Here is a 21,754-nt window from a genome sequence, read left to right as displayed (position 1 = left end):
GCCATCGGCCGCCGGTCGGTGCGATAATCAGCGCTATGAGCGAATCCCCCTACAACTCCGGCACCACCCATTTCGGCTTCCGTGACGTCGCCGCGCGCGACAAGCAGAAGCTGGTCGGCGAGGTCTTCACCTCGGTCGCAGGCAAGTACGACCTGATGAACGACCTGATGAGTCTGGGCATTCACCGGGTCTGGAAGCGCTACTTCACCGCCACCGCGCAGGTGCGTCCGGGTGACCGGGTCCTGGATCTGGCCGGCGGCACCGGCGATATCGCCGCACTGCTCAAGTCGCGCGTGGGCAAGACCGGCAGCATCGTGCTGGGCGACATCAATGCCGGCATGTTGACCGTCGGACGCGACCGCATGACCGATCGCGGACTCGTCGCCGGCATGGAGTACGTTCAGTGCAATGCCGAGGCGCTGCCGTTCCCGGACAACAGCTTCGACCTGGTGACCATCGCCTTTGGCCTGCGCAACGTGACCGACAAGGACGCGGGCCTGCGCGAGATGTACCGCGTGCTCAAGGTGGGCGGACAGGCGCGGGTGCTGGAGTTCTCCGAGGTCAAGCCGGAGTGGTTCCGTCCCATATACGACTTCCACTCGTTCAAGGTGCTGCCGCGCCTGGGCAAGTTGTTCGCCGGCGACGCGGACAGCTACCAGTACCTGGCCGAATCCATCCGCAAGCATCCGCCGCAGGAACAGCTCAAGGCGATGATGACCGAGGCTGGTTTTGCACGGTGCCGGTACACCAACCTGTCCGCTGGCATCGTCGCCATCCACGACGGCTACAAGGCCTGATCAGCGGATCGGTCCTGTCACAATGGGACGGACTAAGCATGACGAACGCGTCGTGCGTGGGCCTGCCGAAGAGCTTGCTAAGCTGCCGGGTTTTGGATTTCCGGTCCTCATTGGATGATGCAACAGGTGCTGGCGCGACTTGCGCCCCGCTCCCTGGGGCTGCGGTTGCTGGCCGTGGCGTTCCTGGGGATCCATACGCCGCTGATCCTGCTGGCTGGCTGGTTGTTGTTGTACGGCGGTCTTGCGCGCCCCGAGGCGATCACCGTCCTCTTGGTGGTGCTGGTGGCGACCCTGTTGGGAACCGCTGCCACGCTGCTGGCCATGCGCAGGATGCTGGCGCCGCTGCGCCAGGCGATGGCGATGCTGGATGCCTCCCAGTCCGCACCCGGCCTGCCGCCGCCGCGCCTGCCCGACACGGGGCGAGACGAGGTCAGCCAGTTGCTGCGTCGTATCAACCGCAGCCTGCAGGGCGCCGACGCGGACCTGCGTGATCTGGAGCGCGAGGCGCAGACCGATGCGCTGACCGGCGCGCTCAATCGCCGCGGTTGCGAGCAGGCGCTGGCCAACTCGGTCCGCCGCGCGGACGGCGGTTCCATGCCGTTTGTGCTGTTCGTGGTGGATCTGGACAATCTCAAGCAGCTCAACGACCGGGAAGGCCACGCAGCAGGGGACGCGGCGCTGGTGCGCCTGGTCGAGCAGGCGCGCGCCTGGCTGGGTCCGCGGGATTGGATCGGCCGCTGGGGCGGCGACGAGTTCCTGATGGGCCTGCACCTGGAGGCGGTCGAGGCCTGCGCACGGGTGGAGGACTGGCGCGTACACCTTGAAATGCCCGAAGGTCAGGCCGTTCGCCCGCTGCACCTGAGTGCGGGCGCCGCCGTGCACCTGCCCGGCGAGGAACGCGCGCTGCTTTACCGTCGTGCCGATGCGGCGATGTATCGCGCCAAGTTCGGCGGAGGCCGGCGCCTGGTCCTGGATACAGGCGCCGGCGCGGCGCCGACTTGATCCAGGACCGGTTGCGTGTGCAGGCACCGGCTAGAATGGAGGTTCTCCCGTTGAACAAGCCTGGATGCCGCCGCCGATGCGTTCCGCGTTCCTGATGATGTCCTGTGCCGCCGTGATGCTCACGGCGTGCTCCAAGGAAACCGCCTCCCCCGAGGCCAGCCAGACTCCCGCTCCCAAGGCCGCCGCCGTGTCCAAGTCCGACCGTCGCCATGACGAAAGCTCCTATGCGCAGCCCGACAAGGTGGTCATCAAGGACCTGGCGCTGGACGTGGGCGTGGACTTCGATGCCCGACAGATCGCCGGCACGGCGACCTACAAGCTGGACTGGAAGCAGCCCCAGGCCACCGAGCTGGTCCTGGACACGCGCGCGCTGACGATCGAAAAGGTCGAGGGGGCCGCGCAGGGCAGCCAGGACTTCCATCCGCTGGAGTTCAGCCTGGCCGATGCGGACAAGGTGTACGGCCGCAAGCTGACCATCCAGGTGCCACAGCGCGATCCCACCGTGCGCGTGACCTACCACACCTCGCCGGACGCTTCGGGCCTGCAGTGGCTGACCCCGGCGATGACCGAGGGCAAGCAACTGCCCTTCATGTTTAGCCAGTCCGAGGCCATCCATGCCCGCAGCTGGGTGCCGCTGCAGGATACGCCCGGCGTGCGTTTCACCTACACCGCGCACGTGACCAGCCGGCCCGACGTGATGGTCCTGATGAGCGCGGGCAACGACCCGGCCTCGGTGCGCGACGGCGATTATTTCTTCGTGCAGAACAAGCCGATCCCGTCCTACCTGCTGGCCATCGCCGCGGGCGACCTGGTGTTCCGCAAGCTCTCCGATCGCGCCGGCGTGTGGGCCGAGCCGGCCATGGCCGACAAGGCCGCGGCCGAGTTCGAGGACACCGAGAAGATGATCACCACCACCGAGAAGCTTTACGGGCCGTATCGGTGGGGCCGCTACGACATCCTGGTGCTGCCGCCGTCCTTCCCGTTCGGTGGCATGGAAAACCCGACCCTGACCTTCGCCACCCCGACGGTGATCGTGGGCGACAAGTCGCTGGTCTCGCTGGTGGCCCACGAACTGGCGCACAGCTGGTCGGGCAACCTGGTGACCAACGCCTCGTGGAAGGACATCTGGCTCAACGAGGGATTCACCACCTACGTGCAGGCGCGCATCACCGAGGCGCTGTACGGGCAGGAGTTGGCCGAGATGGAGCGCCAGATCGATCAGAAGGACCTGGCCGACGAGATCAAGGACATGCCGCCGCAGGACCAGGTCCTGGAGCTGGCACCGTTGACCGGCCGCGACCCGGACGAAGCGTTGACCAGCGTGCCCTACGTCAAGGGCGCTTGGTTCCTGCAGTTCCTGGAGCAGCGCTTCGGGCGCGAGGTCTTCGATCCGTTCCTGCGGAGCTGGTTCGACGACCAGGGCTTCAAGAGCGCGACCACCGACCAGTTCGTGGAGGATCTGCGCAAGAACTTGCTGCCCAAGAACCCCAACGCGGTCACCGATGCCGAGCTGGACGCCTGGCTGCACCAGCCGGGCATTCCCTCGTTCGCACCGCGTGCGCAGTCGCGTGGCTTCGCTCTGGTCGACACCGCGCGTATCGCCTGGCTGGGCAGCGGCACCTTGCCGTCCAAGCAGGCCACCGATGAATGGGTGACCCAGCAGTGGGTGCATTTCATTGATGGGTTGGGTGAGACGCAGCCGCTGGACAAGCTCAAGCAGCTCGACGATACCTATCACTTCACTGGGACCTCCAATGGCGAGATCGCCATGCGCTGGTATCCGCTGGCCATCCGCAGCGGCGACAAGGACGCGTGGGAGCAGGCCGGCGCCTTCATCGAGCGCGTGGGTCGGCGCAAGCTGATCATGCCGATCTACGCCGAGCTGGTGAAAACCCCCGAGGGCCTGGCCTTCGCCAAGGACGCCTTTGCCAAGGCCGAGCCGGGCTATCACCCGATCACCACCGCCTCGGTAAAGGCGATGCTGGAGCAGGCGCAGGCGCACCCGCCTGAGGCGCCGGAAGCCCCGGCCGCGCCGCAGCCGCCCAAGGCCGACGCCCCCGCCGCGCAGTAAGCGGTCAGGGTCGTCCTACATGGGCCGCCGTGTTCCTCCGGGAGTGCGGCGGCCTTTTCATTGGCGCGGCCTTACCAGCAGCGGCACGTACAATCGACCGGTGCGACCAGGTGTCCAGACCGGTGCCGGCCGCCCCGATCCCGCCTTGCCCGGAGCCATTGACCGATGAAACGTCTGCTGCTGTCCTCCCTGTGCGCCGTCGCCCTGCTGGGCTGTACCGATCACGAAGCGCAGATGCGCGAGCAGGCGGCGGCCCAGGCGGCCAAGGACAAGCAGGCGGCCGACAAGCTGGCCGAGCAGTTCGACCAGGCCTACACCGCGCAGAACTGGGAGATGGCACGCGTGCACGGCAGCGCGCTGACCGATCAGTACCCGGACTCGGAAGCGGCCAAGAAGATCCAGGCGCACTACCAGGAGGCCAAGACCAAGGCCGAGGCCGCGCGCGAAGAGCGCCGTCTGGCCAATCTGTGGAACTACAACCAGGTAATGATCAACGGCGGTCCGCAGGTCTCGGCTTCGATCATGAGCACCGAGCCGCTGGACACCGACGGCAGTGGGAAGAAGCAGGACGTACAGCTGGTCTTCCGCGACCATCCCGAGTGGAAGCAGAGCGCCTATCTGGTGCTCAAGGCCGGTGATTTCCCGTGCCTGAAAGGCTGCAAGGTGAAAGTGAGCGTCGACGATGGCAAGCCCAAGGCCATGGATGCCTGGCGGCCGGATACCGATGAGGCCATCGCGATGTTCATCACCGACTACAAGGGCCTGTGGAAGCTGGCCGCGCACGCCAAGACCCTGAAGATCGAGTTCCCGGTGAAGGCCGGGGGGACGCAGACGGCGGAGTTCGAGACCGGCGGGTTGGACGCCGATCAGATGCCGGGGTGGGGGAAGTAGGTTTCTCTGCTTTTGTCTGTGACGTCGATACGTTGAGTTAAAGCACTCGCGCTTGCAGCGCGGCTCGAGAAAAGGCTTTCGCGCCTACGGGCGCGACCTTCTTTTGTCGCGGCAAAAGAAGGCAAAACCGCTACTCGCCGGTCCCAAAAAGGGGATTGAAAACACTCGCCGATGCTGTGCATCGGTTCCCTGCGCTCCTCGCAAAGCAGGGCATTTATGCCTTTTTAGGGACGGCGCCCAAACTCGCTTCGCTCAGACAGGGCGCCTCTTCGCCCCTGCTTTATTCCGGTGCTCGGCTCGCTTTACGGCTCAGATAGGTGAGGCCTGGGTACGGCAGGAGCTACAGCAGGAGCAGGAGCTACAGCAGGAGCAGGAGCTACAGCAGGAGCAGGAGCTACAGCAGGAGCAGGAGCTACAGCAGGAGCAGGAGCTTTCACGCCCTTCGGGCGCGACTTCCTTTTGTCTTGGAAAAAGGAAGCAAAACCGCTTCTCGCCGGACACTCGCCGCCGCGATGCGGCGGTTCCCTGCGCTTCTCGAAGAAGACGGCACGTCGCCCAAACTCGCTTCGCTCAGACAGGGCGACTCTTCGGCCGTCTTCTTCTGCGATGCTCGGCTCGCTTTACGGCTCAGACAGGTAAAGCTGGAAGCAACAACAGCAACAGCGCTTACAACTGCGTCAACTCGTCATTCCCGCGAAAGCGGGAAGCGCCTTACAACAGACGAATGTGTGGTCATCTAGGGACTTTGCTTCTTGGGCATTTGGCTTCTGCTCCCGCTTCCAAAAATCCCTCGTCACGTAGCGGACCGGCGCGTAGCGCAGGCGTGCCGCCCGGGGCGTGTTGACCAGACATGCGTCTGTTGAAACGCACCTCTTTGCCTACTCTTCTTTGCACGAGCGAAGAAAGTAGGGCGGGCGGCGAAGCCGCACGAAAGCTCTTGCTCTCAAAGAAGATCAGCGTGCTGCGCCACGCGTGCGGCAAGTAAAAGCTAAGCCGCCTGCGGCGCAGCCTCAAACCCTCGCCGCAGCGCCTTGCGATCCACCTTGCCTACGCCATTGACCGGCAAGGTCGTCAGGAACTTCACTTCAGCCGGCACGTAGGCCCGCGCGAGCTTCTCCCGGATCAGGTCCTGCAGCGTCTCGCTTGTCACCGCAGGGGCGCTGGGGTCCAGGACCACGAAGGCCACCGGCACCTCGCCCAGGTCATGGTGCGGCATGCCGACCACGCAGCATTCGGCCACCGCAGGGTGGCGACTGAGCTCGCCCTCGATCAGGGCGGGCGAGAGGTTCTCGCCGCCGCGGATGATCACGTCCTTGATGCGGCCGGTGATCGACAGATAGCCCTCGGCGTCGAAGCGGCCCAGGTCGCCGGTGAGCAGCCAGCCGTGTTCGATCGGTTGGGCGGCCTCGGTGCCGATGTAACCCAGCATCAGCGCATCGCCGCCAATGCGGATCTCGCCTTCGCCTTCGGTGACGACTTCCTCGGTGCCTGGCTTGAAAAGCCTGACGACCTGGCCTTCGAGCACGGTGCCGATGCTGCCGATACGGCGCGCGCCCGGCGGATTCATGGTCGAGGTGCAGGTGGCTTCGGACAGGCCGTAGGAGACCAGCAGTTCAACGCCGAAGGCCTGCTCGATCTGCTCCTGCAGTGCCGATGTGATCGGGGCCGAGCCGCAGCGCAGGAAGCGCAGCGACGGGAAGCGCTCGCCCTCGCGCAGGAGCGGGAGCATGCGCGCGTACATGGTCGGCACGCCGGTGAGGTAGGTCGGCGCGTAATCGCGCAGCTGCTGCACGCAGTCTTCGGCACGGAAGCGCTCGATCAGGACCACCTGCGCGCCGCACAGCAGGGGGGCGATCAACTGGTTGTTGACGCCATTGGTATGATGGACCGGCATGACGTGCAGCAAGCGGTCGTTGCGCGTGATGCCGGTGTGCGCGATCACGCCACGGGCGTTGGCCAATAGCCCGCGGTGCGGCTGCAGCACGCCTTTGGACTTGCCCGTGCTGCCGCTGGTGAACAGGATCTGTGCCGCATCGCCCGGTGCCAGGCCGTCGTCGATCCACGCGCCTTCGCTGGCCATTGCCTCCAGTGCGATGACCTGCAGACCTGGGATCGCTTTTTGCAGTTGGGCACCGTCGTCGGCGTGCTCCACGACCAGCCGCTGCATGCCTACCGACTGCATGCGCTCGGCGATGGCATCCATCGCCAGGCCTGGCTCCATGAAGCCGGCGCAGCCGCCGGCCTGCATCAGCCCGAAAAAGGTCGCCACACTCTCGGGGGTCTTGCGCGCGATCACGCCGACCAGCTCGCCACGCCGCAGGCCCCAGGCGTGCGCGGCGGCGGCGGCTGCATCGACGTGACGCGCCAGCTGCGCGTAGCTCACCTCGCCGAACGGACCGATCAAGGCGGCAAGACCGGCCTGCGCATGCGTGCGCAGCGCGTCGCGGAGCAGATGGCTGAGGGATTGGGCAGACGACATGGCGACTCCTGTTGCGGGGAGGGCGGAATGGCGGCGTGGGGTCCGTCAGTGACGTGGCCGGCGCGGGACGGGCCGGCGGGATTCACGCGTGCAGGCGCGGAAGCCTGGATCAGTGCAGCCGGACCTTGGCGTCGCGCTCGAACTGCCCATCGGGATCGAGCGCGCGCAGGGCATCGACCTCGGCCTGGCTGGGCAGCGGTGTCGGCGTGGCGCCGCTGGCGTCGAACGCGAAGCCGGTGCGCGCCCGCACTTCCTCCAGGGTCACGTCCGGGTGCCACGAGGCCAGTGCCAGCCTGTCATCGCGCTTGATGAAGACCGCGATCGGCGTCACCACGCCGGCCAGGCCGCCGGCGGCGGTGACGAAATCCAGCGTGTCCACCAGCGTGCGAGTCGAATGCTCGGTGCGCCACGTGCAGGCGCGGCGCGCGGTCGGCAGCATCACCGCACCACCCCCACCACCGGGCAGGCGCACCTTGGGCGCATGCCAGTCGCCGATCGCGGACACATTGGTGCGGCCCGCGCCGTCGATCTGCGCCGCGCCGAGAAAGCACAGGTCCATGCGGCCACGCGTGCACAGGTCGTAGAAATCCTCGTTGGCGAAGATCGCCGTCGAGCGCTCGGCCAGCACCGGATCGGAACTGGAGATGGGGATCATCGACGGCTGCGGATCGACGCCGCCGGCCACGTTGATGAAGGTGAACTCGAAATCGTAGGCGCGCTTGGCCATCAGGCAGGCCAGCATCGGCAGCGTGGAATTGACCCCGCTGAAGGTGACCTCGTGCGGGCGCACGAAGCGCGCCAGGTTGGTAACGATGTAAGAGAAGCCGGACCAGGACTCAGCCATGGGCCACCTCCGCTGCGCGCGCTTCCGGCGCGGCGTCCAGGTGCGCCTGGAGCGCGCCCGGCGCGTCCTCCAGGTACGCGGTGACCGCCGGATAATCGACTTCGTAATGCGGCCAGCACGAGCCCGGCCACGCGCCGTTGGGCACCACCGCGTAGGCGGCGGTCATGAAGTGTGGCACCAGGGTCAGCTCGGGTTGGGTGCGGAAGGTTTCCTCATCTGCGAGGCGTTCTGCCACCACGATCACCTTGTCCGCGGCGCGGGTCATGATGCGGTCCCAATGCGAGGTGCCATAGACGCGCACGTCGCCATTCGGGCTGACCTCGTTGGCATGAATGACCGCGAAGTCGGGCGTGATCGCCGGAATCACATAGGTCGGCCCACCCTGGCCGTAGGGATCGTCGATCGCCTTCCAGCCGTTGAGCTCGACCAGGGCCGAGCCATGCACGCCGCCAACCGGCATGAACGGCACGCCGAACGCGGACGCCCGCAGCCCGGCGGTGAGCGTGGCGCAGGCGTGCTCTTCCAGTTCGATCTGCTGGCGTTCGACGGCCTTGCGGTACCAGGGCGCGAGGCCGAAGTTGCCTTCCATCGCCACGATGCCGGCACGTGTGCGGCGCACCGCGCCCGCGCGGCACAGCAGGTCGATGTCGTAGCCGGGCGATTGCTTGATGATGTCCAGATCCTTGCGGCCCTGGCGGATCAGTTCACGCACGAGCGCGAACGGCCCGCGGTGGAGGAAGCTGCCGCCCAGTGCCAGCGAGGCGCCATCGGGCACCAGCGCGGCCAATGCCTCGATCGACAGCTGCTTGCTGGAGGTCTTGTTGCTCATGCCTTGGCTCCTTCGCGATAGCGGCCGATGCGGTCATGGATGCCGGGCACTGCGGCTGACTCGACCAGCGCGGCCATGTCGGCGGCGCGCGTATCGGGCAGCAGGGCGGCATCCAGGCGCTGCCAGGTGTCGGCGGTCAGGCGCGGCAGCGTGGCGGTCTGCAGTTGGGCGAGCTGCGTGTCCCAGTCGTGCTGCGCCACGATGTCGGTGAGAAACCCGTCGGCCAGTGCGGTCTTTGCGTCGAAGGTGAGCCCGTCGCCCAGCACGCGGCGCGCACGCACCGCGCCCACGCGTGTTGCGTAGCGTCGGGTGCCCAGCACCAGGCCGAAGCCCAGCCCCGGCATCATGAAGCTCGCCTCCGGCGCGCCGATGCGGCGGTCGCAGCTGCAGATCAGGTCCACGCCGGCGCCGAAGTTGCGGCCGTGCGCCAGTGCCACCGTCTCGAACGGGGCGTGGGCCACCGCCTGCAACAGTTGCTCGATGCGCACGAAGCGCAGCAGCAGGTCGCCTTCGCTGGCATCGGCGTAGTCGGACAGGTCGAAGCCGGCGCAGAAGTTCCTGCCTTCGCCGCGCAGCACCAGCAGGCGCGTGCCATCGGTGCAGGCGGTCTGCACCGCTTCGAGCAGGGCATCGACCAGCGTGGGCGAAAGCGCGTTGCGCTTGTCGGGCCGATCGAGGGCGAGGGTCAGAGTCGCGCCGCTGCGTTCGACCCGCAGTTCCTTGACGACATCACGCATGGCGGGCCACCTTCGGCGGCGCATCCACCTCCGCGTCATGGGTGCGAGCCGCGATCAGGGCGTCGATCTCGGCGAAGACCTCGGCATTGTGCTGGCCCAACGCGGGCGGGTCGCGGGTGATCGGAAACGCCTGTCCGGAAAAGCGCAGCGGCGAACCGAACGTGCGCGCGCTGCCCCCACCGGGCAGGGCGATCTGCGACACCCAGCCCATGTGTTCGACCTGCGGATCGGCCAGCGCCTCGGAATAGGTGTTGATCGGCGAGCACGGCACGCCGGCGGCGCGGAAGCGCGCCAGCAGGTCGGCCGCATCCAGTTTGGAGAACACGCGCTCGTCCAGCAGCGCTTTCAGCTCGGCCTGGTGCTGGGCGCGCAGCGCGGTGGAGGCAAAGCGCGGGTCGTCGGCCAGCTCCGGCCAGTCCATCGCGTTGCACGCGGCCTTGAAGAGGGCGTTGTTGCCGGCGGCCATCGCGAACCAGCCATCGCGCGCTTGGAACGCCTGGTAGGGCGCGTTGCGCGGATGCGCCGAGCCCAGCTTGCGCGGGTCGCGGCCACTGCCGAAGTATTCGCTGGTCTGCAGCGCGGCCACTGCCAGCGAGGCGCCGAACATCGAAGCGTCCACGTGCGTGCCCTGGCCGGTGGCACGCGCCTGCATCAGCGCGGCGGCGATTGCATAGGCGGCGTACAGGCCGGTGCAGAAGTCCGACAGCGGCACGCCACACTTCACCGGCGCGCCACCTTCCTCGCCGGTCACGCTCATCACGCCGCTCATGGCCTGCAGGGTCAGGTCGAAGCCCGCCTCGCGCGCGCGCGGGCCTTCCTGACCAAAGGCGGAGATCGAGCAGTACACCAGCTTCGGGTTGGTCCGGGACATCGCCGCGTAGTCCAGCCCGAGGCGCTGCATCACGCCGGGGCGGTTGTTCTCCAGGACCACGTCGGCGCCTTCGATCAGCGCCTTGGCGCGCGCGTTGTCGGTCGCATCCTTCAGGTCCAGGGTGATCGCGCGCTTGTTGCGGTTGACCGAGGCGAAGTTCTCACTGAAGCCTTCGGTCAGCGGCGGCCAGGCCCGCATGGAGTCGCCGCCATTGGGGTTCTCGACCTTGATCACGTCCGCGCCCATGTCGGCCAGCAGCATGGCGCAGTACGGGCCGGCGGCCACGGAACAGAATTCGACGACGCGCACGCCGGTCAGGGGCAATTGCATGGTGGGACTCCTTGGGGCGTTGTCGGGGATCAGGCGGCGACGGCGGCGCCGGCCGGCAGCAGGGGTTCGTAGCGGGTGCAGCCCATGGCCCGCGAGATGTCGCGGGCGGCCTCGACTACGCGTTCGGCGTGCTTGCGCAGCGCGGCCGGGCGCAGCCGTTCGGAAGGGCCGGAAACGCCGACCGCGGCGATCACCTGACGCTGCGCATCCAGGATCACGGCCGCCGCGCCGCACACGCCTTCGCGCCATTCGCCACGATTGATGGCATAGCCCTGGGCGCGCACCTGGGCGGTCTCGGCCAGCAGCGCATGACGGTCGGGCAGGGTGCGCGAGGTGGGGCGCTCGAAGCGCTCCGGCAGCGTCGCCAGGGTGGCCGCGTCCTGCCAGGCCAGCAGGACCTTGCCTGTGGCGACCGCGTGAGCCGGCGCCCGGCCGCCCACGCTGGAGTAGGCGCGCACCGGCTGCGGGCTCTCGATCTTGTGCAGATAGATCACCTCCAGCCGGTCGAGCACAGCCAGGTGGATGGTTTCCTGTGTCTTGCCGGCCAGCGCCTGCATCACCGGTTCGGCCAGCTGGCGCACATCCAGGCGCGCCACCAGCGGGCTGGCCAGCTCGAACAGCTTGAGTGTGCAGACATAGGTGCCGGGCCGGCTGCCGACGCGGACATAGCCGGCGGCGACCAGCGTCTGCAGCGTGCGGTGCACGTTGCTCTTGGTCAGGTTGAGGGCGCGGGCGATGTCCGACACGCCCTTGGGCTGTTCGCTCTGGGCGAGCAGCTCGAGCACGTTGAGCCCTTTGAGCAGGGTGGTATCCATATTCCAAATATCAGAACGGCGTTTCGAAATACGCTACGCCGGAACAAAATTGGCTGTCAACCGGTGCGCCTCTGGCACCTGGAGCGTCTTTCCATATGCCGAAACGCCCGCATTTCGCATGCTGGAACATGCTGCAGTGCACGTTGACGCTTGTCGAAATCGTCTGATCTAGTCGTTTCGAGATACAAAACGACGTTCTGAAATATAGAACATTGGCTCGACTACGTCCTTCGTGAGGATGCTTCCATGTCTGCGCAAACGCCCGCCACCCATTCGCGGAGCAATGTCTTCCGCGTCGTCAGCGGCAATTTCCTGGAAATGTTCGACTTCATGGTCTATGGCTTCTATGCCTCGGCCATTGCCCATGCGATGTTCCCCAGCGACAGCGAGTTCGTCTCGCTCATGCTCTCGCTGGTCACCTTCGGCATGGGCTTCCTCATGCGCCCGCTGGGGGCGATCGTCCTGGGGGGCTACATCGACCGGCACGGCCGCCGCGCGGGCCTGATCCTCAGTCTGGCGCTGATGTCCGCCGGTGTGCTGATGATCGCCCTGACTCCTAGCTACGCGACCATCGGCATCGCCGCGCCGATCATCGTGCTGATCGGGCGCCTGCTGCAGGGGTTCTCGGCCGGCGCCGAGTCCGGCGGCGTCTCGGTGTATCTGTCCGAGATCGCCACCCCGGGGCGACGCGGCTTCTTCGTGAGCTGGCAGTCGGCCAGCCAGCAGGTGGCGGTGGTCTTCGCCGCGGTCATCGGCGTGGTCCTGCGGCTGACCCTGAGCGAGGACCAGATGCAGAGCTGGGGCTGGCGCGTGCCGTTCCTGATCGGCTGCCTGATCGTGCCGTTCCTGTTCTACATCCGTCGCTCGCTGCAGGAGACCGAGGCATTCAAGGCGCAGATCGCCAAGCGCCGGCCGACCCTGCGCGAGGTCTATGGCGCCCTGGCGCGTGATTGGCGGATCGTGATCCTGGCCGTGTTCCTGGTGACCCTGACCAGCGTGATGTTCTACCTGATCACGGCCTACACCCCGACCTTCGGCAAGCGCGAGTTGGGCCTCACCTCGATGGACAGCTTCATCTGCACCGTGGCCGTGGGCGTGTCGAACTTCATCTGGATCCCCTTCATGGGCGCGCTGTCCGACCGGGTGGGGCGCCTGCGGGTAATGCTGACGTTCTCGATCCTGATCGCACTGACCGCCTATCCGGCCATGCACTGGCTGGTGGGCTCGCCCTCGTTCGGGCACTTGCTCGGAACCTTGATGTGGTTCTCGTTTCTATACGGTGGCTACCAGGGGGTGATGGTCGTCACCCTGACCGAGATCATGCCCGCCAACGTGCGTGCGACCGGCTTCTCGCTGGCTTACAGCCTGTCCCAGGCGATCTTCGGCGGCTTCACACCGGCCATCTCGACCTGGTTGATCCAGGTCACCGGCAACAAGGCCATGCCGGGTGCCTGGCTGGCGGCCGCCGCGGTCGTGGCCCTGATCGGTGCTTTGCTGCTGTATCGTCGCGGCGCGTTCTCAGACGATCGGAGGATGTCCGGCCGCGCGGCATCCACCCTAAGCTCGCGCCTGCGCTCTTCGCACGGTTGACGCGCGATGCCTGGCCCGCTTCGGTCCAGCCTCTTTCACAATGACAAGAACACTTTTGGGGAGCGCAAGATGCGGGGACTTTTGACCGCCGGACTGCTGTGTGTCGCAGGCTCGGCCGCGGCGGCTGACTGGCCGACCAGCTACACCTTCGACAACGGTGGCGGCCAGTTGAGCCTGACCGGCAACTTTGCCTACGACCAGAACCACTTCAGCGGGGACGACGCCCGGTTCGAGAACGACGACGACATGCGCCGCAAGGAATTCGGCATGACGTACAAGCTCGATGGCGTCCTGGACGCGATGGCCTACTACGACTACCAGTCGGACCTGTGGCTGGACATCTACCTGCGCGTCCAGACCAAGGCGCTGTTCGGCAAGGACTACGGTGCGGTGCGGGTGGGCTACATCAAGACACCGGTGGGCTTGGACTCGGTCGGGTCCTCGCGCGCGACCTCGCTGCTGGAGGCGCCGCTGGCCACCCAGGCGATCTACGAGGGCCGTCGCACCGGCGTCGAATGGGCCCTGACCCGCAAGACCTATGCGCTGCAGCTCCAGGGGTTTGCCGGCGGCAGTCCGGAGGCCACCAACCATGGCACCACCATGGCCGGGCATTTCGCGTGGACGCCGCACAAGGAGGCAGGCGACGTGATCCACCTGGGCCTGGCCTATTCGGTCGAGAACCCCGACGCCACCTCCGCGCGCGTGCGCGCCAAGCTCGAGGCCGGGCTGACTGACACGCGGCTGATCGACAGCGGAGCATTGCCGGGGACCACGCACATCCAGCGCGGCGGCCTGGAGTTCATCCGCATCGCCGGGCCGTTCACCGTACTGGCCGAGCATCTGGAAGAGGACGTGGCCCGCGACGGCCATGCCGACTTCCACGCCCAGGGCAACACCGTCTACGGCAGCTGGATCCTGACCGGTGAGTCGCGGGCCTACAACGGCACCCTGGGCAATGTGACGCCCACGCATCCGGCCGGCGCGGTGGAACTGCTCGCGCGCTACAGCGACCTGGATCTCAACGACGCCGGCATCGAGGGTGGCTACCAGCATGACTGGACGCTGGGTGCCAATTACTACTTCGGCAAGCACTTCAAGGTGCAGGCCAACTACGTCAAGGCACACAGTCGCCGCGCCGGCGTCGAAGTGGACCCCAATGCCTTCGAGATGCGTGCCCAGGTCATGTTCTGACCGCGCGTCCAGTACAGAGCAAAAGGGCGGGCCCCTCGGGGTCCGCCCTTTTTGCTTTTCGTCGCAATGAAAAGGCGGCTAGGAGGCCGCCCTTCATGGGTGGATCCTGCGACCCGCTAGCTCAGAGCGCGTAGCCGAACTGCTGCTTGAACTGGTCGTTGAACTCGTCGAAGTCGAAGCGCTGGTTCTGGGTGCCGGGATGCTCGACCTTCAGCGCGCCCATCAGGTTGCCCATGCGGCCGATGGTCAGCCAGTCGCAGCCGCGCTCGATGCCGAAGATCAGCCCGGCGCGGAACGCGTCGCCGCAACCGGTGGGATCGACCACCCGGCGCTCGTGCGCCGGCGGTACGTCATAGGTCTTGCCGGGGGTGTGCACCAGCGCGCCCTTCGGGCCCTGGGTGGTGATGTAGGCCTGGACCCGGCTGACGATGGCCTGCTCGTCCCAGCCGGTGCGCTCCTGCAGCAGGTTGGATTCGTAGTCGTTGACCACCACGTAGTCGGCCTGCTCGATGAAGGTGCGCAGCTCCGGCCCGTTGAACAGCGGCATGGCCTGGCCGGGGTCGAAGATGAAGGGGGTACCGGCTTCGGCGAATTCGGTGGCGTTCTGGATCATGCCCTCGCGTCCGTCCGGGCCGACCAGGCCCAGGGTCACGCCGGGCACGTCCTTCACGTGGTTCTCGTAGGACCGCATCATCGCGCCTGGGTGGAAGGCGGTGATCTGGTTGTTGTCGTGGTCGGTGGTGATGAAGGCCTGCGGGGTGAACAGGTCCTCGATCACCTTCACCCGCGACAGGTCGATGCCCAGCGACTCGAAATGCTCGCGATAGGCGCCGAAATCCTGGCCCACCGTGCCCATCGGGATCGGCTTGCCGCCCAGCAGATGCAGGTTGTAGGCGATGTTGCCGGCGCAGCCACCGAACTCGCGGCGCATCCGCGGGACCAGGAAGGACACATTCAGGATGTGCACCTTGTCCGGCAGGATGTGGTTCTTGAACTGGTCCGGAAACACCATGATGGTGTCGTAGGCGAGGGAACCACAGATCAGAGCGGACATGGCGGCCTTGGCAGGGGTCACGGTTGCCCGGCGCGCGAGGTCGCCTGGGCGGGTCGGGAAGACCGGCCCCAGGGCCGGCACGAAGCGACAAGGTTACCGGCTGGGGCCGGACAGGGCCAGCCGGCCGGCCCGGGCACGGCATCGCGCAGGTGGCTGGAAGCCCGTTGCGCGCTGCGATTTTCCTTGTATGCCGCATGGGGGATTGCTAGGCTAGCCGACCTCTTTTTTGCCCATTTTTTCGCCAGCGGCGCGATGGGTATTTGCCTCTCTTCGAAGGATCCCAGCCCCCGATGTTCAAGAAGCTGCGCGGCATGTTCTCCAATGACCTGTCCATCGACCTGGGCACGGCCAATACCCTGATCTACGTGCGCGGCCAGGGCATCGTCCTGAACGAACCTTCCGTGGTGGCCGTGCGCCAGGACCGCGCCATCGGTGGCACCCGCTCGGTCGCGGCCGTGGGCGCGGAGGCCAAGCAGATGCTGGGCCGCACGCCGGGCCACATCACCACCATCCGCCCGATGAAGGACGGCGTCATCGCCGACTTCACCTACACCGAGGCGATGCTCAAGTACTTCATCAAGAAGGTGCACAAGTCGCGCGTGCTGCGTCCCAGCCCCCGGGTGCTGGTGTGCGTGCCGGCCGGCAGCACCCAGGTCGAGCGCCGCGCGATCAAGGAGTCGGCCGAGGAGGCTGGCGCGCGCGACGTCTACCTGATCGAGGAGCCGATGGCTGCGGCGATCGGCGCCGGCCTGCCGGTGACCGAGGCACGCGGTTCGATGGTCATCGACATCGGCGGCGGCACCACTGAGGTGGCGGTGATCTCGCTCAACGGCATCGTCTACTCGCAGTCGGTGCGCGTGGGCGGCGACCGGTTCGACGAGTCCATCACCAATTACGTGCGCCGCAACCACGGCATGCTGATCGGCGAAGCCACCGCCGAGCGCATCAAGCTGGAGATCGGCTGCGCCTACGCCCAGCCGGAAGTGGAGGAGATGGAAATCTCCGGCCGCAACCTGGCCGAAGGCGTGCCCAAGATGATCCGCATCAACTCCAACGAGGTGCTCGAAGCGCTGCACGAGCCGCTGTCGGGCATCGTCTCGGCGGTCAAGCTGGCCCTGGAGCAGACCCCGCCGGAGCTGTGCGCCGACGTGGCCGAACGCGGCATCGTGCTGACCGGCGGTGGCGCCCTGCTGCGCGACCTGGACAAGCTGATCTCCGAGGAAACCGGCCTGCACGTGCAGGTGGCCGACGATCCGCTGACCTGCGTGGCGCGCGGCGGTGGCCGTGCGCTGGAACTGGTGGACATGCACGGCAACGAGTTCTTCGCTCCGGAATGACGCTCCGTGCCGGCAACCGGGGCCGGCCATGACCGCCACGCGCATGCCGTGGCCACCGCTGGCTCCCGGCCGACACGGGCTGGCGGCTGCTTCCGGGCCTTGCGGTCCGGCCTCCTTTCCGTCCCTTCGCTAGCCGCCTTCCGTGCCTTCCTACGCTGGCCCTCCTGTTGCCCCACGCCCTGGCGAGATCGCCAGCTCGCTGCGGCTGCTGGCCTATCTGGCGCTGGGCGTGGCGCTGGTCATCCTCGACCACCGCGGCGGCTGGCTGCACCAGGCCCGGCGTGAGGCCGGCCTGGCCGCCCAGCCGCTGTGGTGGGTCGCCGGGCTGCCCGGCAAGCTGGGCACGCGCCTGCAGGACGATGCGGCCACGCTCACCCAGCTGACCGCGGAGAACCGACGCCTGCGCGATGAGTTGCTGGTGTCCAATGCGCGCCTGACCCGACTCAGCGCCGCGGTGGCCGACAACGTGCAGCTGCGCGCGCTGCTCAACGCCGCAGGCAATCGCGGCCTGGACGTGCAGCTGGCGGCGGTACTCAACATCGACCTGGATCCGACCCGCCAGCGGCTGGTCCTGGACGCCGGGGCCAACGATGGGGTCTATGTCGGCCAGCCGGTCATCGACGCTGGCGGCCTGTTGGGTCAGATCGTGCAGGTGATGCCCGCCTATTCGACGGTGCTGCTGCTCACCGACCCGGACCACGCGGTCCCGGTGATGGTCCAGCGCAACGGCGTGCGCATGCTGGCCTTCGGCAACGGGCGCAGCGACCAGCTGCAGCTGATGAACGTGCCGCTGAACGCGGACATCAAGGACGGCGACGTGGTGGTGACCTCCGGGCTGGGCGGGCGGTTTCCGCCAGGATTCCCGGTGGGCAAGGTCATCGATCTGCATGCCGACGACAGCCGCACCTTCCTGGTTGGCGAGCTGACCCCAGCCGCGCATCTGGACCGGGGCCGCAACGTGCTGCTGCTCAAGGCCGCCGACGCCGCGCCGCCCGTGCCTGCCGACGCCGCGCCGACGGATCCGGCTGCGCTCCCGTCGGCCAAGGGCGGTGCGGACGCAGGCACACAGACGACCCCGGCCAGGGATGCGGAGACGCCAGCGCCTGACGCGGGCCAGCCCCCGGGCAAGGCCGCGCGCCGGACGCCAGCCGCGCCGGCGCCTGCACGCGACATCCCGCCCCCGGCCACCGCGCCGACGGAACCGACCCGATGAGCCGCACCCGCCACGCCTGGGTGTTGCCCGCCAGCGTGCTGCTGGCCCTGCTGCTGGCGCTGCTGCCGCTGCCGCTGGTGGTGCAGCCGCTGCGTCCCTACTGGCTGGCGCTGGTGCTGGCGTACTGGGTGATCGAGGAACCCGAACGGGTCGGCCTGGGGTTTGTATTCATCGTCGGCCTGGTGGCCGACCTGGGCTTCGGCGGCCTGCTGGGTGAGCAGGCGCTGCGCCTGGTGATCATGGCCTTCATCCTGCAGCGCTTCCGCGCCCGCCTGCGCTTCTTCCCCCTGTCCCAGCAGGCCCTGGCCATGGGCGGGCTGCTGGTGAACGATCGGATCGTCGCCAGCGCGATTCACCTGGCCATCGGCGAGCCGGTGCTGCCCTGGGCCTATTGGTGGGCGCCACTGCTGGGCATGCTGCTGTGGCCGCCCACATTCGTGCTGCTCGACAGCCTGCGCCTGGGGCGGCGTCCCTGAGCGCGATGCGATGATGTCCCGCCGCCGACCGATGAAAAACCCCCACGCGGAGGCCGACCAGTTTCGCCGCCGCGCCGTGCTGGGCTTCATCGGCGTGTTCCTGTGCCTGGCGGGCCTGGGCGCCTGGTACTTCAAGCTGCAGGTGCTCGACCACGCCGAATACGCGACCCGCTCGGAGGCCAACCGGATCAAATTGCGCCCGGTGGTGCCGGCGCGCGGCAGCATCTACGACCGCAACGGCGTGCTGGTGGCCGAGAACATTCCGGCCTTCCGCCTGGATGTCGTGCCCGACCAGGCCGGCGACCCGGCCGACTGGCTCGATGCGCTGGGCAAGATCGTGACGCTGGATCCGGAGGAAGTGCAGCACTTCCTGGACAAGCGCAAGGTGGCCCGTGGCTTTCGTGGCATCACCCTCAAGCCGCGCCTCACCGAGGAGGAGATGGCGGCCCTGGCGGTGAACCGCTGGCGCTTTCCCGGGGTGGAAGTGGTGCCGTATCTGATCCGCCATTACCCCTACGGTCCGCTGCTGGCGCATGTCATCGGCTACGTGGGCCGGGTGGATGAGGACGACCTCAAGCAGCTGGGCGAGGCCAATTCGGCCCTGACCCACATCGGCAAGACCGGGCTGGAGCGGTATTACGAAGATCAGCTGCGCGGCAAGATCGGCTACGAGAAGGTCGAGACCAACGTGGAGGGCCGCGCGCTGGGCGTCGTCGGCCGGGTCCCGGCGCAGGCCGGCACCGACCTCAAGCTGTCCATCGATATCCGCCTGCAGCAGGCCATGACCGAGGCCTTTGGCGACTACGAGGGCGCGGCGGTGGCCATGGATCCGCGCACCGGCGAGATCCTGGGCATGGTCAGCCTGCCCAGCTACGACACCAACCTGTTCGTCAACGGCATCTCCTCCAAGGATTTCAAGGCGCTCAACGACAACCCCTCGCGCCCGCAGTTCAACCGCCTAGTGCTGGGCGGCGTGGCGCCCGGGTCGACGATCAAGCCGCTGCTGGGGCTGGCCGGACTGGAGAGCGGCGCACGCAGGCCGCAGGACAAGATCCTGTCCACCGGCATGTTCTATCTGCCCGGGGTGAGCCGCGGCTGGGGCGATTCGCATCGCGGCGGCCACGGCTGGACCGACCTGCGCAAATCCATCGCCCAGTCGGTCAATACCTACTACTACAAGCTCGCCATCGACATGGGCATCCAGGAAGTCGACAAGTACATGCGCAAGTATGGCTTCGGCGTGCCCACCGGAATCGATCTGACTGGCGAGTCGGGCGGGATCGTGCCGTCGCCGGCCTACAAGATGAAGAGCCGGCGTGAGCCGTGGTATCCGGGCGATACGGTCAACATCGCCATCGGCCAGGGCGATTGGAAGGTAACCCCGCTGCAGCTGGTGCGCGCCATCTCCGGCGTTGCCGACGGGCAACTGCGCACCCCGCATCTGGTGATGGACGAGCGGCAGGGGTTCGACCAGCCCTGGAAGCCGGTCGGGCAGGGCCCGACCAGGCCGATCACCGACCATCCGGACAACCTGCAATGGATCCGGGAGGGCATGATGGACACCATGCGTCCGGGCGGAACCGGGTATTCGGTGACCTATGGCGCGCCCTACCAGATGGCCGGCAAGACCGGCACCGCGCAGGTGGTCAGCCGCAAGGGCTTGGCGGCGGTCGACCCCAGGTCGCTGCCGATGCATCTGCGCCATCGCGCGTTGTTCGAGGGGTTCGCACCGGCCGAGGCGCCGACCATCGCCCTGGCCATCGCGGTGGAGGGCGGTGGCTACGGCACCAGTACCGCCGCGCCGATCGCGCGCAAGATCTTCGATGCGTGGCTGCTGGGCAAGATGCCAGGTGACGATACGCCCACCGACAGCCAGGTCGCCGCGACCCAGGCGCAGGGCGCGCAGGCCGATGCCGACGCGCCCCTCGGCGTGGACGATGTCGACCCGGAGCAGGCGCAGGCACCGCAGGTAGTCCAGCCTGCACCGCCATCTCCGGCGCCGCCCCGTCCCGCGCCCGCGCCAGCCGCCGATGCACCCGCGCCCGCGCCGGTCAGGCCGCAGGCCGCCTCGAACGGGCAGGGGCCACGATGACCGAACTGCTGCGCTATCTGGGCGACCTGGCCTGGCGCTTCCTGCGCACCCTGGATTGGGTGTTGTGCGTGGCCCTGGCCGGGGTGATGTGTTTCGGCCTGGCGGTGCTCAAGAGCGCCGGCGGCAGCACCGGCGGCACCCATCTGGTCATCGCCCAGGCGGTCCGCTTCGCCATCGGTGCCGGGGCGATGTGGGCGCTGTCGCGGGTCTCGATGACCCGCCTGCGCGCGTGGACGCCGATCACCTACGCACTGTCCATGCTGCCGCTGCTGGCGGTGTTCGTCCTGGGCACAGGCAAGTACGGGCGCCAGTGGCTGGACCTGAAGGTGTTCTACCTGCAGCCGGCGGAACTGCTGAAGATCACCCTGCCGATGATGGTCGCCTGGTACCTGCATCGCGTCCCGCTGCCGCCCAAGATCCCGTCGGTGCTGGTGGCCGCGGTGATCATCGGCATTCCCACCAGCCTGATCATGCTGCAGCCGGACTTCGGCACCGGCGTGCTGATCGCCGCCTCGGGCGCGTTCGCGCTGCTGCTGGCGGGCCTGCCGTGGTGGTGGGTGGGGATCGGCGTGGCCGGCGTGGCCAGCGCCGCGCCGGTGGCGTGGTTCTTCCTGCTGCGGCCCTACCAGAAGGACCGCATCATGATGTTCCTCAACCCGGAGAACGACGCCCTGGGCGCGGGCTGGAACATCATCCAGTCCCAGATCGCCATCGGCTCGGGCGGGCTGACCGGCAAGGGCTGGGGCATGGGCAGCCAGTCGCACCTGAACTTCATTCCCGAGCAGACCACCGACTTCGCCTTTTCGGTGCTCAGCGAGGAGTTCGGCTGGATCGGGGTGGCCACGGTGCTGACCCTGTACCTGGTCATCGTCGGGCGCTGCCTGTGGATCGCGATGGAGGCGCGCGATACGTATTCGCGCGTGCTGGCCGGCTCGCTGGGCCTGGCCTTCTTCGTCTATGTGCTGGTCAACGGCGGAATGATTTCCGGCCTGCTGCCGGTGGTGGGGGTGCCGATGCCGCTGATGAGCTACGGCGGGACCTCCGCGGTCTCCCTGCTGGCCGGCCTGGGGCTGGTCATGGCCGTGCGCTGGCACCGTCCGGTGAACCGCTGATCCGTCGCCGAGGCGCCGTGTGA

The 21,754-nt window shown here is 67.5% G+C and carries 18 protein-coding genes; 11 read left to right on the top strand and 7 right to left on the bottom strand.

Annotation, left to right across the window (positions count from 1 at the left end):
* The first annotated feature begins 35 nt into the window (after window positions 1-35).
* The 4 genes from ubiE (at window position 36) to PJ250_RS03610 (ending at window position 4,761) form a co-directional block, all read left to right on the top strand.
* Window positions 36-797 (top strand): bifunctional demethylmenaquinone methyltransferase/2-methoxy-6-polyprenyl-1,4-benzoquinol methylase UbiE, encoded by a 762-nt coding sequence (gene ubiE / locus PJ250_RS03625; RefSeq protein WP_271647187.1) that lies wholly within the window; start codon window positions 36-38, stop codon window positions 795-797.
* A 117-nt stretch (window positions 798-914) separates the two neighbouring features.
* Window positions 915-1,799: a GGDEF domain-containing protein gene (locus PJ250_RS03620; RefSeq protein ID WP_271647186.1), complete on the top strand. Its 885-nt coding sequence runs from the start codon at window positions 915-917 to the stop codon at window positions 1,797-1,799.
* A 76-nt stretch (window positions 1,800-1,875) separates the two neighbouring features.
* Window positions 1,876-3,870, top strand: coding sequence for a M1 family metallopeptidase (locus tag PJ250_RS03615; RefSeq protein WP_271647185.1), 1,995 nt, complete (start codon window positions 1,876-1,878; stop codon window positions 3,868-3,870).
* A gap of 165 nt (window positions 3,871-4,035) precedes the next feature.
* Window positions 4,036-4,761: a hypothetical protein gene (locus PJ250_RS03610; RefSeq protein ID WP_271647184.1), complete on the top strand. Its 726-nt coding sequence runs from the start codon at window positions 4,036-4,038 to the stop codon at window positions 4,759-4,761.
* Between the two features lie 988 nt (window positions 4,762-5,749).
* On the opposite strand, the gene PJ250_RS03605 is transcribed toward PJ250_RS03610, so the two are convergent.
* The 6 genes from PJ250_RS03605 to PJ250_RS03580 all read right to left on the bottom strand — a co-directional run bounded on the left by PJ250_RS03605 (window position 5,750) and on the right by PJ250_RS03580 (window position 11,666).
* Window positions 5,750-7,240 (bottom strand): class I adenylate-forming enzyme family protein, encoded by a 1,491-nt coding sequence (locus tag PJ250_RS03605; protein ID WP_271647183.1) that lies wholly within the window; start codon window positions 7,238-7,240, stop codon window positions 5,750-5,752.
* Window positions 7,241-7,349: 109 nt separating this feature from the next.
* On the bottom strand, window positions 7,350-8,084 hold the full coding sequence (locus PJ250_RS03600; protein ID WP_271647182.1) for a CoA-transferase subunit beta: 735 nt from the start codon (window positions 8,082-8,084) through the stop codon (window positions 7,350-7,352).
* Window positions 8,077-8,913 carry a CoA transferase subunit A gene (locus PJ250_RS03595; protein ID WP_271647181.1) on the bottom strand — a complete coding sequence of 279 codons (837 nt, stop codon included), beginning with the start codon at window positions 8,911-8,913 and terminating at the stop codon, window positions 8,077-8,079. Before PJ250_RS03595 ends, PJ250_RS03600 begins: the two co-directional genes overlap by 8 nt.
* A complete protein-coding gene (locus PJ250_RS03590) occupies window positions 8,910-9,650 on the bottom strand; it encodes an enoyl-CoA hydratase/isomerase family protein (RefSeq protein ID WP_271647180.1) in 741 nt (246 codons plus the stop codon). The genes PJ250_RS03595 and PJ250_RS03590 overlap by 4 nt, the downstream gene beginning before the upstream one ends.
* Window positions 9,643-10,851: a CaiB/BaiF CoA transferase family protein gene (locus tag PJ250_RS03585; protein ID WP_271647179.1), complete on the bottom strand. Its 1,209-nt coding sequence runs from the start codon at window positions 10,849-10,851 to the stop codon at window positions 9,643-9,645. Before PJ250_RS03585 ends, PJ250_RS03590 begins: the two co-directional genes overlap by 8 nt.
* A 29-nt stretch (window positions 10,852-10,880) precedes the next feature.
* The gene (locus tag PJ250_RS03580) at window positions 10,881-11,666 is read right to left on the bottom strand and encodes an IclR family transcriptional regulator (protein WP_271647178.1); all 786 of its coding nucleotides are present in this window, start codon (window positions 11,664-11,666) and stop codon (window positions 10,881-10,883) included.
* A gap of 246 nt (window positions 11,667-11,912) precedes the next feature.
* Here PJ250_RS03580 and PJ250_RS03575 point away from each other — a divergent pair, with 246 nt between their 5' ends.
* Both PJ250_RS03575 and PJ250_RS03570 read left to right on the top strand, forming a co-directional pair.
* A complete protein-coding gene (locus PJ250_RS03575) occupies window positions 11,913-13,256 on the top strand; it encodes an MFS transporter (protein WP_271647177.1) in 1,344 nt (447 codons plus the stop codon).
* A gap of 69 nt (window positions 13,257-13,325) precedes the next feature.
* Window positions 13,326-14,447 carry an OprO/OprP family phosphate-selective porin gene (locus PJ250_RS03570; RefSeq protein WP_271647176.1) on the top strand — a complete coding sequence of 374 codons (1,122 nt, stop codon included), beginning with the start codon at window positions 13,326-13,328 and terminating at the stop codon, window positions 14,445-14,447.
* Between the two features lie 121 nt (window positions 14,448-14,568).
* Here PJ250_RS03570 and PJ250_RS03565 read toward each other — a convergent pair whose 3' ends face one another.
* On the bottom strand, window positions 14,569-15,501 hold the full coding sequence (locus PJ250_RS03565; protein WP_271647175.1) for a carbohydrate kinase family protein: 933 nt from the start codon (window positions 15,499-15,501) through the stop codon (window positions 14,569-14,571).
* Between the two features lie 290 nt (window positions 15,502-15,791).
* On the opposite strand from PJ250_RS03565, the gene PJ250_RS03560 reads away from it, so the two are divergent.
* From PJ250_RS03560 to rodA, 5 genes are all read left to right on the top strand, one after another.
* The gene (locus PJ250_RS03560) at window positions 15,792-16,838 is read left to right on the top strand and encodes a rod shape-determining protein (protein ID WP_271647174.1); all 1,047 of its coding nucleotides are present in this window, start codon (window positions 15,792-15,794) and stop codon (window positions 16,836-16,838) included.
* A gap of 142 nt (window positions 16,839-16,980) precedes the next feature.
* Entirely contained in the window at window positions 16,981-18,051 is a 1,071-nt protein-coding gene (gene mreC / locus PJ250_RS03555; RefSeq protein ID WP_271647173.1) for a rod shape-determining protein MreC, read from the top strand.
* On the top strand, window positions 18,048-18,527 hold the full coding sequence (gene mreD, locus PJ250_RS03550) for a rod shape-determining protein MreD (RefSeq protein WP_271647172.1): 480 nt from the start codon (window positions 18,048-18,050) through the stop codon (window positions 18,525-18,527). The genes mreC and mreD overlap by 4 nt, the downstream gene beginning before the upstream one ends.
* A gap of 10 nt (window positions 18,528-18,537) precedes the next feature.
* Window positions 18,538-20,619, top strand: a complete 2,082-nt coding sequence (gene mrdA, locus PJ250_RS03545; RefSeq protein ID WP_271647171.1) for a penicillin-binding protein 2 — start codon at window positions 18,538-18,540, stop codon at window positions 20,617-20,619.
* The gene (rodA, locus tag PJ250_RS03540) at window positions 20,616-21,731 is read left to right on the top strand and encodes a rod shape-determining protein RodA (protein ID WP_271647170.1); all 1,116 of its coding nucleotides are present in this window, start codon (window positions 20,616-20,618) and stop codon (window positions 21,729-21,731) included. Before mrdA ends, rodA begins: the two co-directional genes overlap by 4 nt.
* Window positions 21,732-21,754: the final 23 nt, after the last annotated feature.

Origin of the sequence: Pseudoxanthomonas sp. JBR18 (genome assembly GCF_028198165.1) — a bacterium.
Classification (GTDB): Bacteria; Pseudomonadota; Gammaproteobacteria; order Xanthomonadales; family Xanthomonadaceae; genus Pseudoxanthomonas_A.
This window is presented reverse-complemented; position numbering and strand designations above follow the sequence as displayed.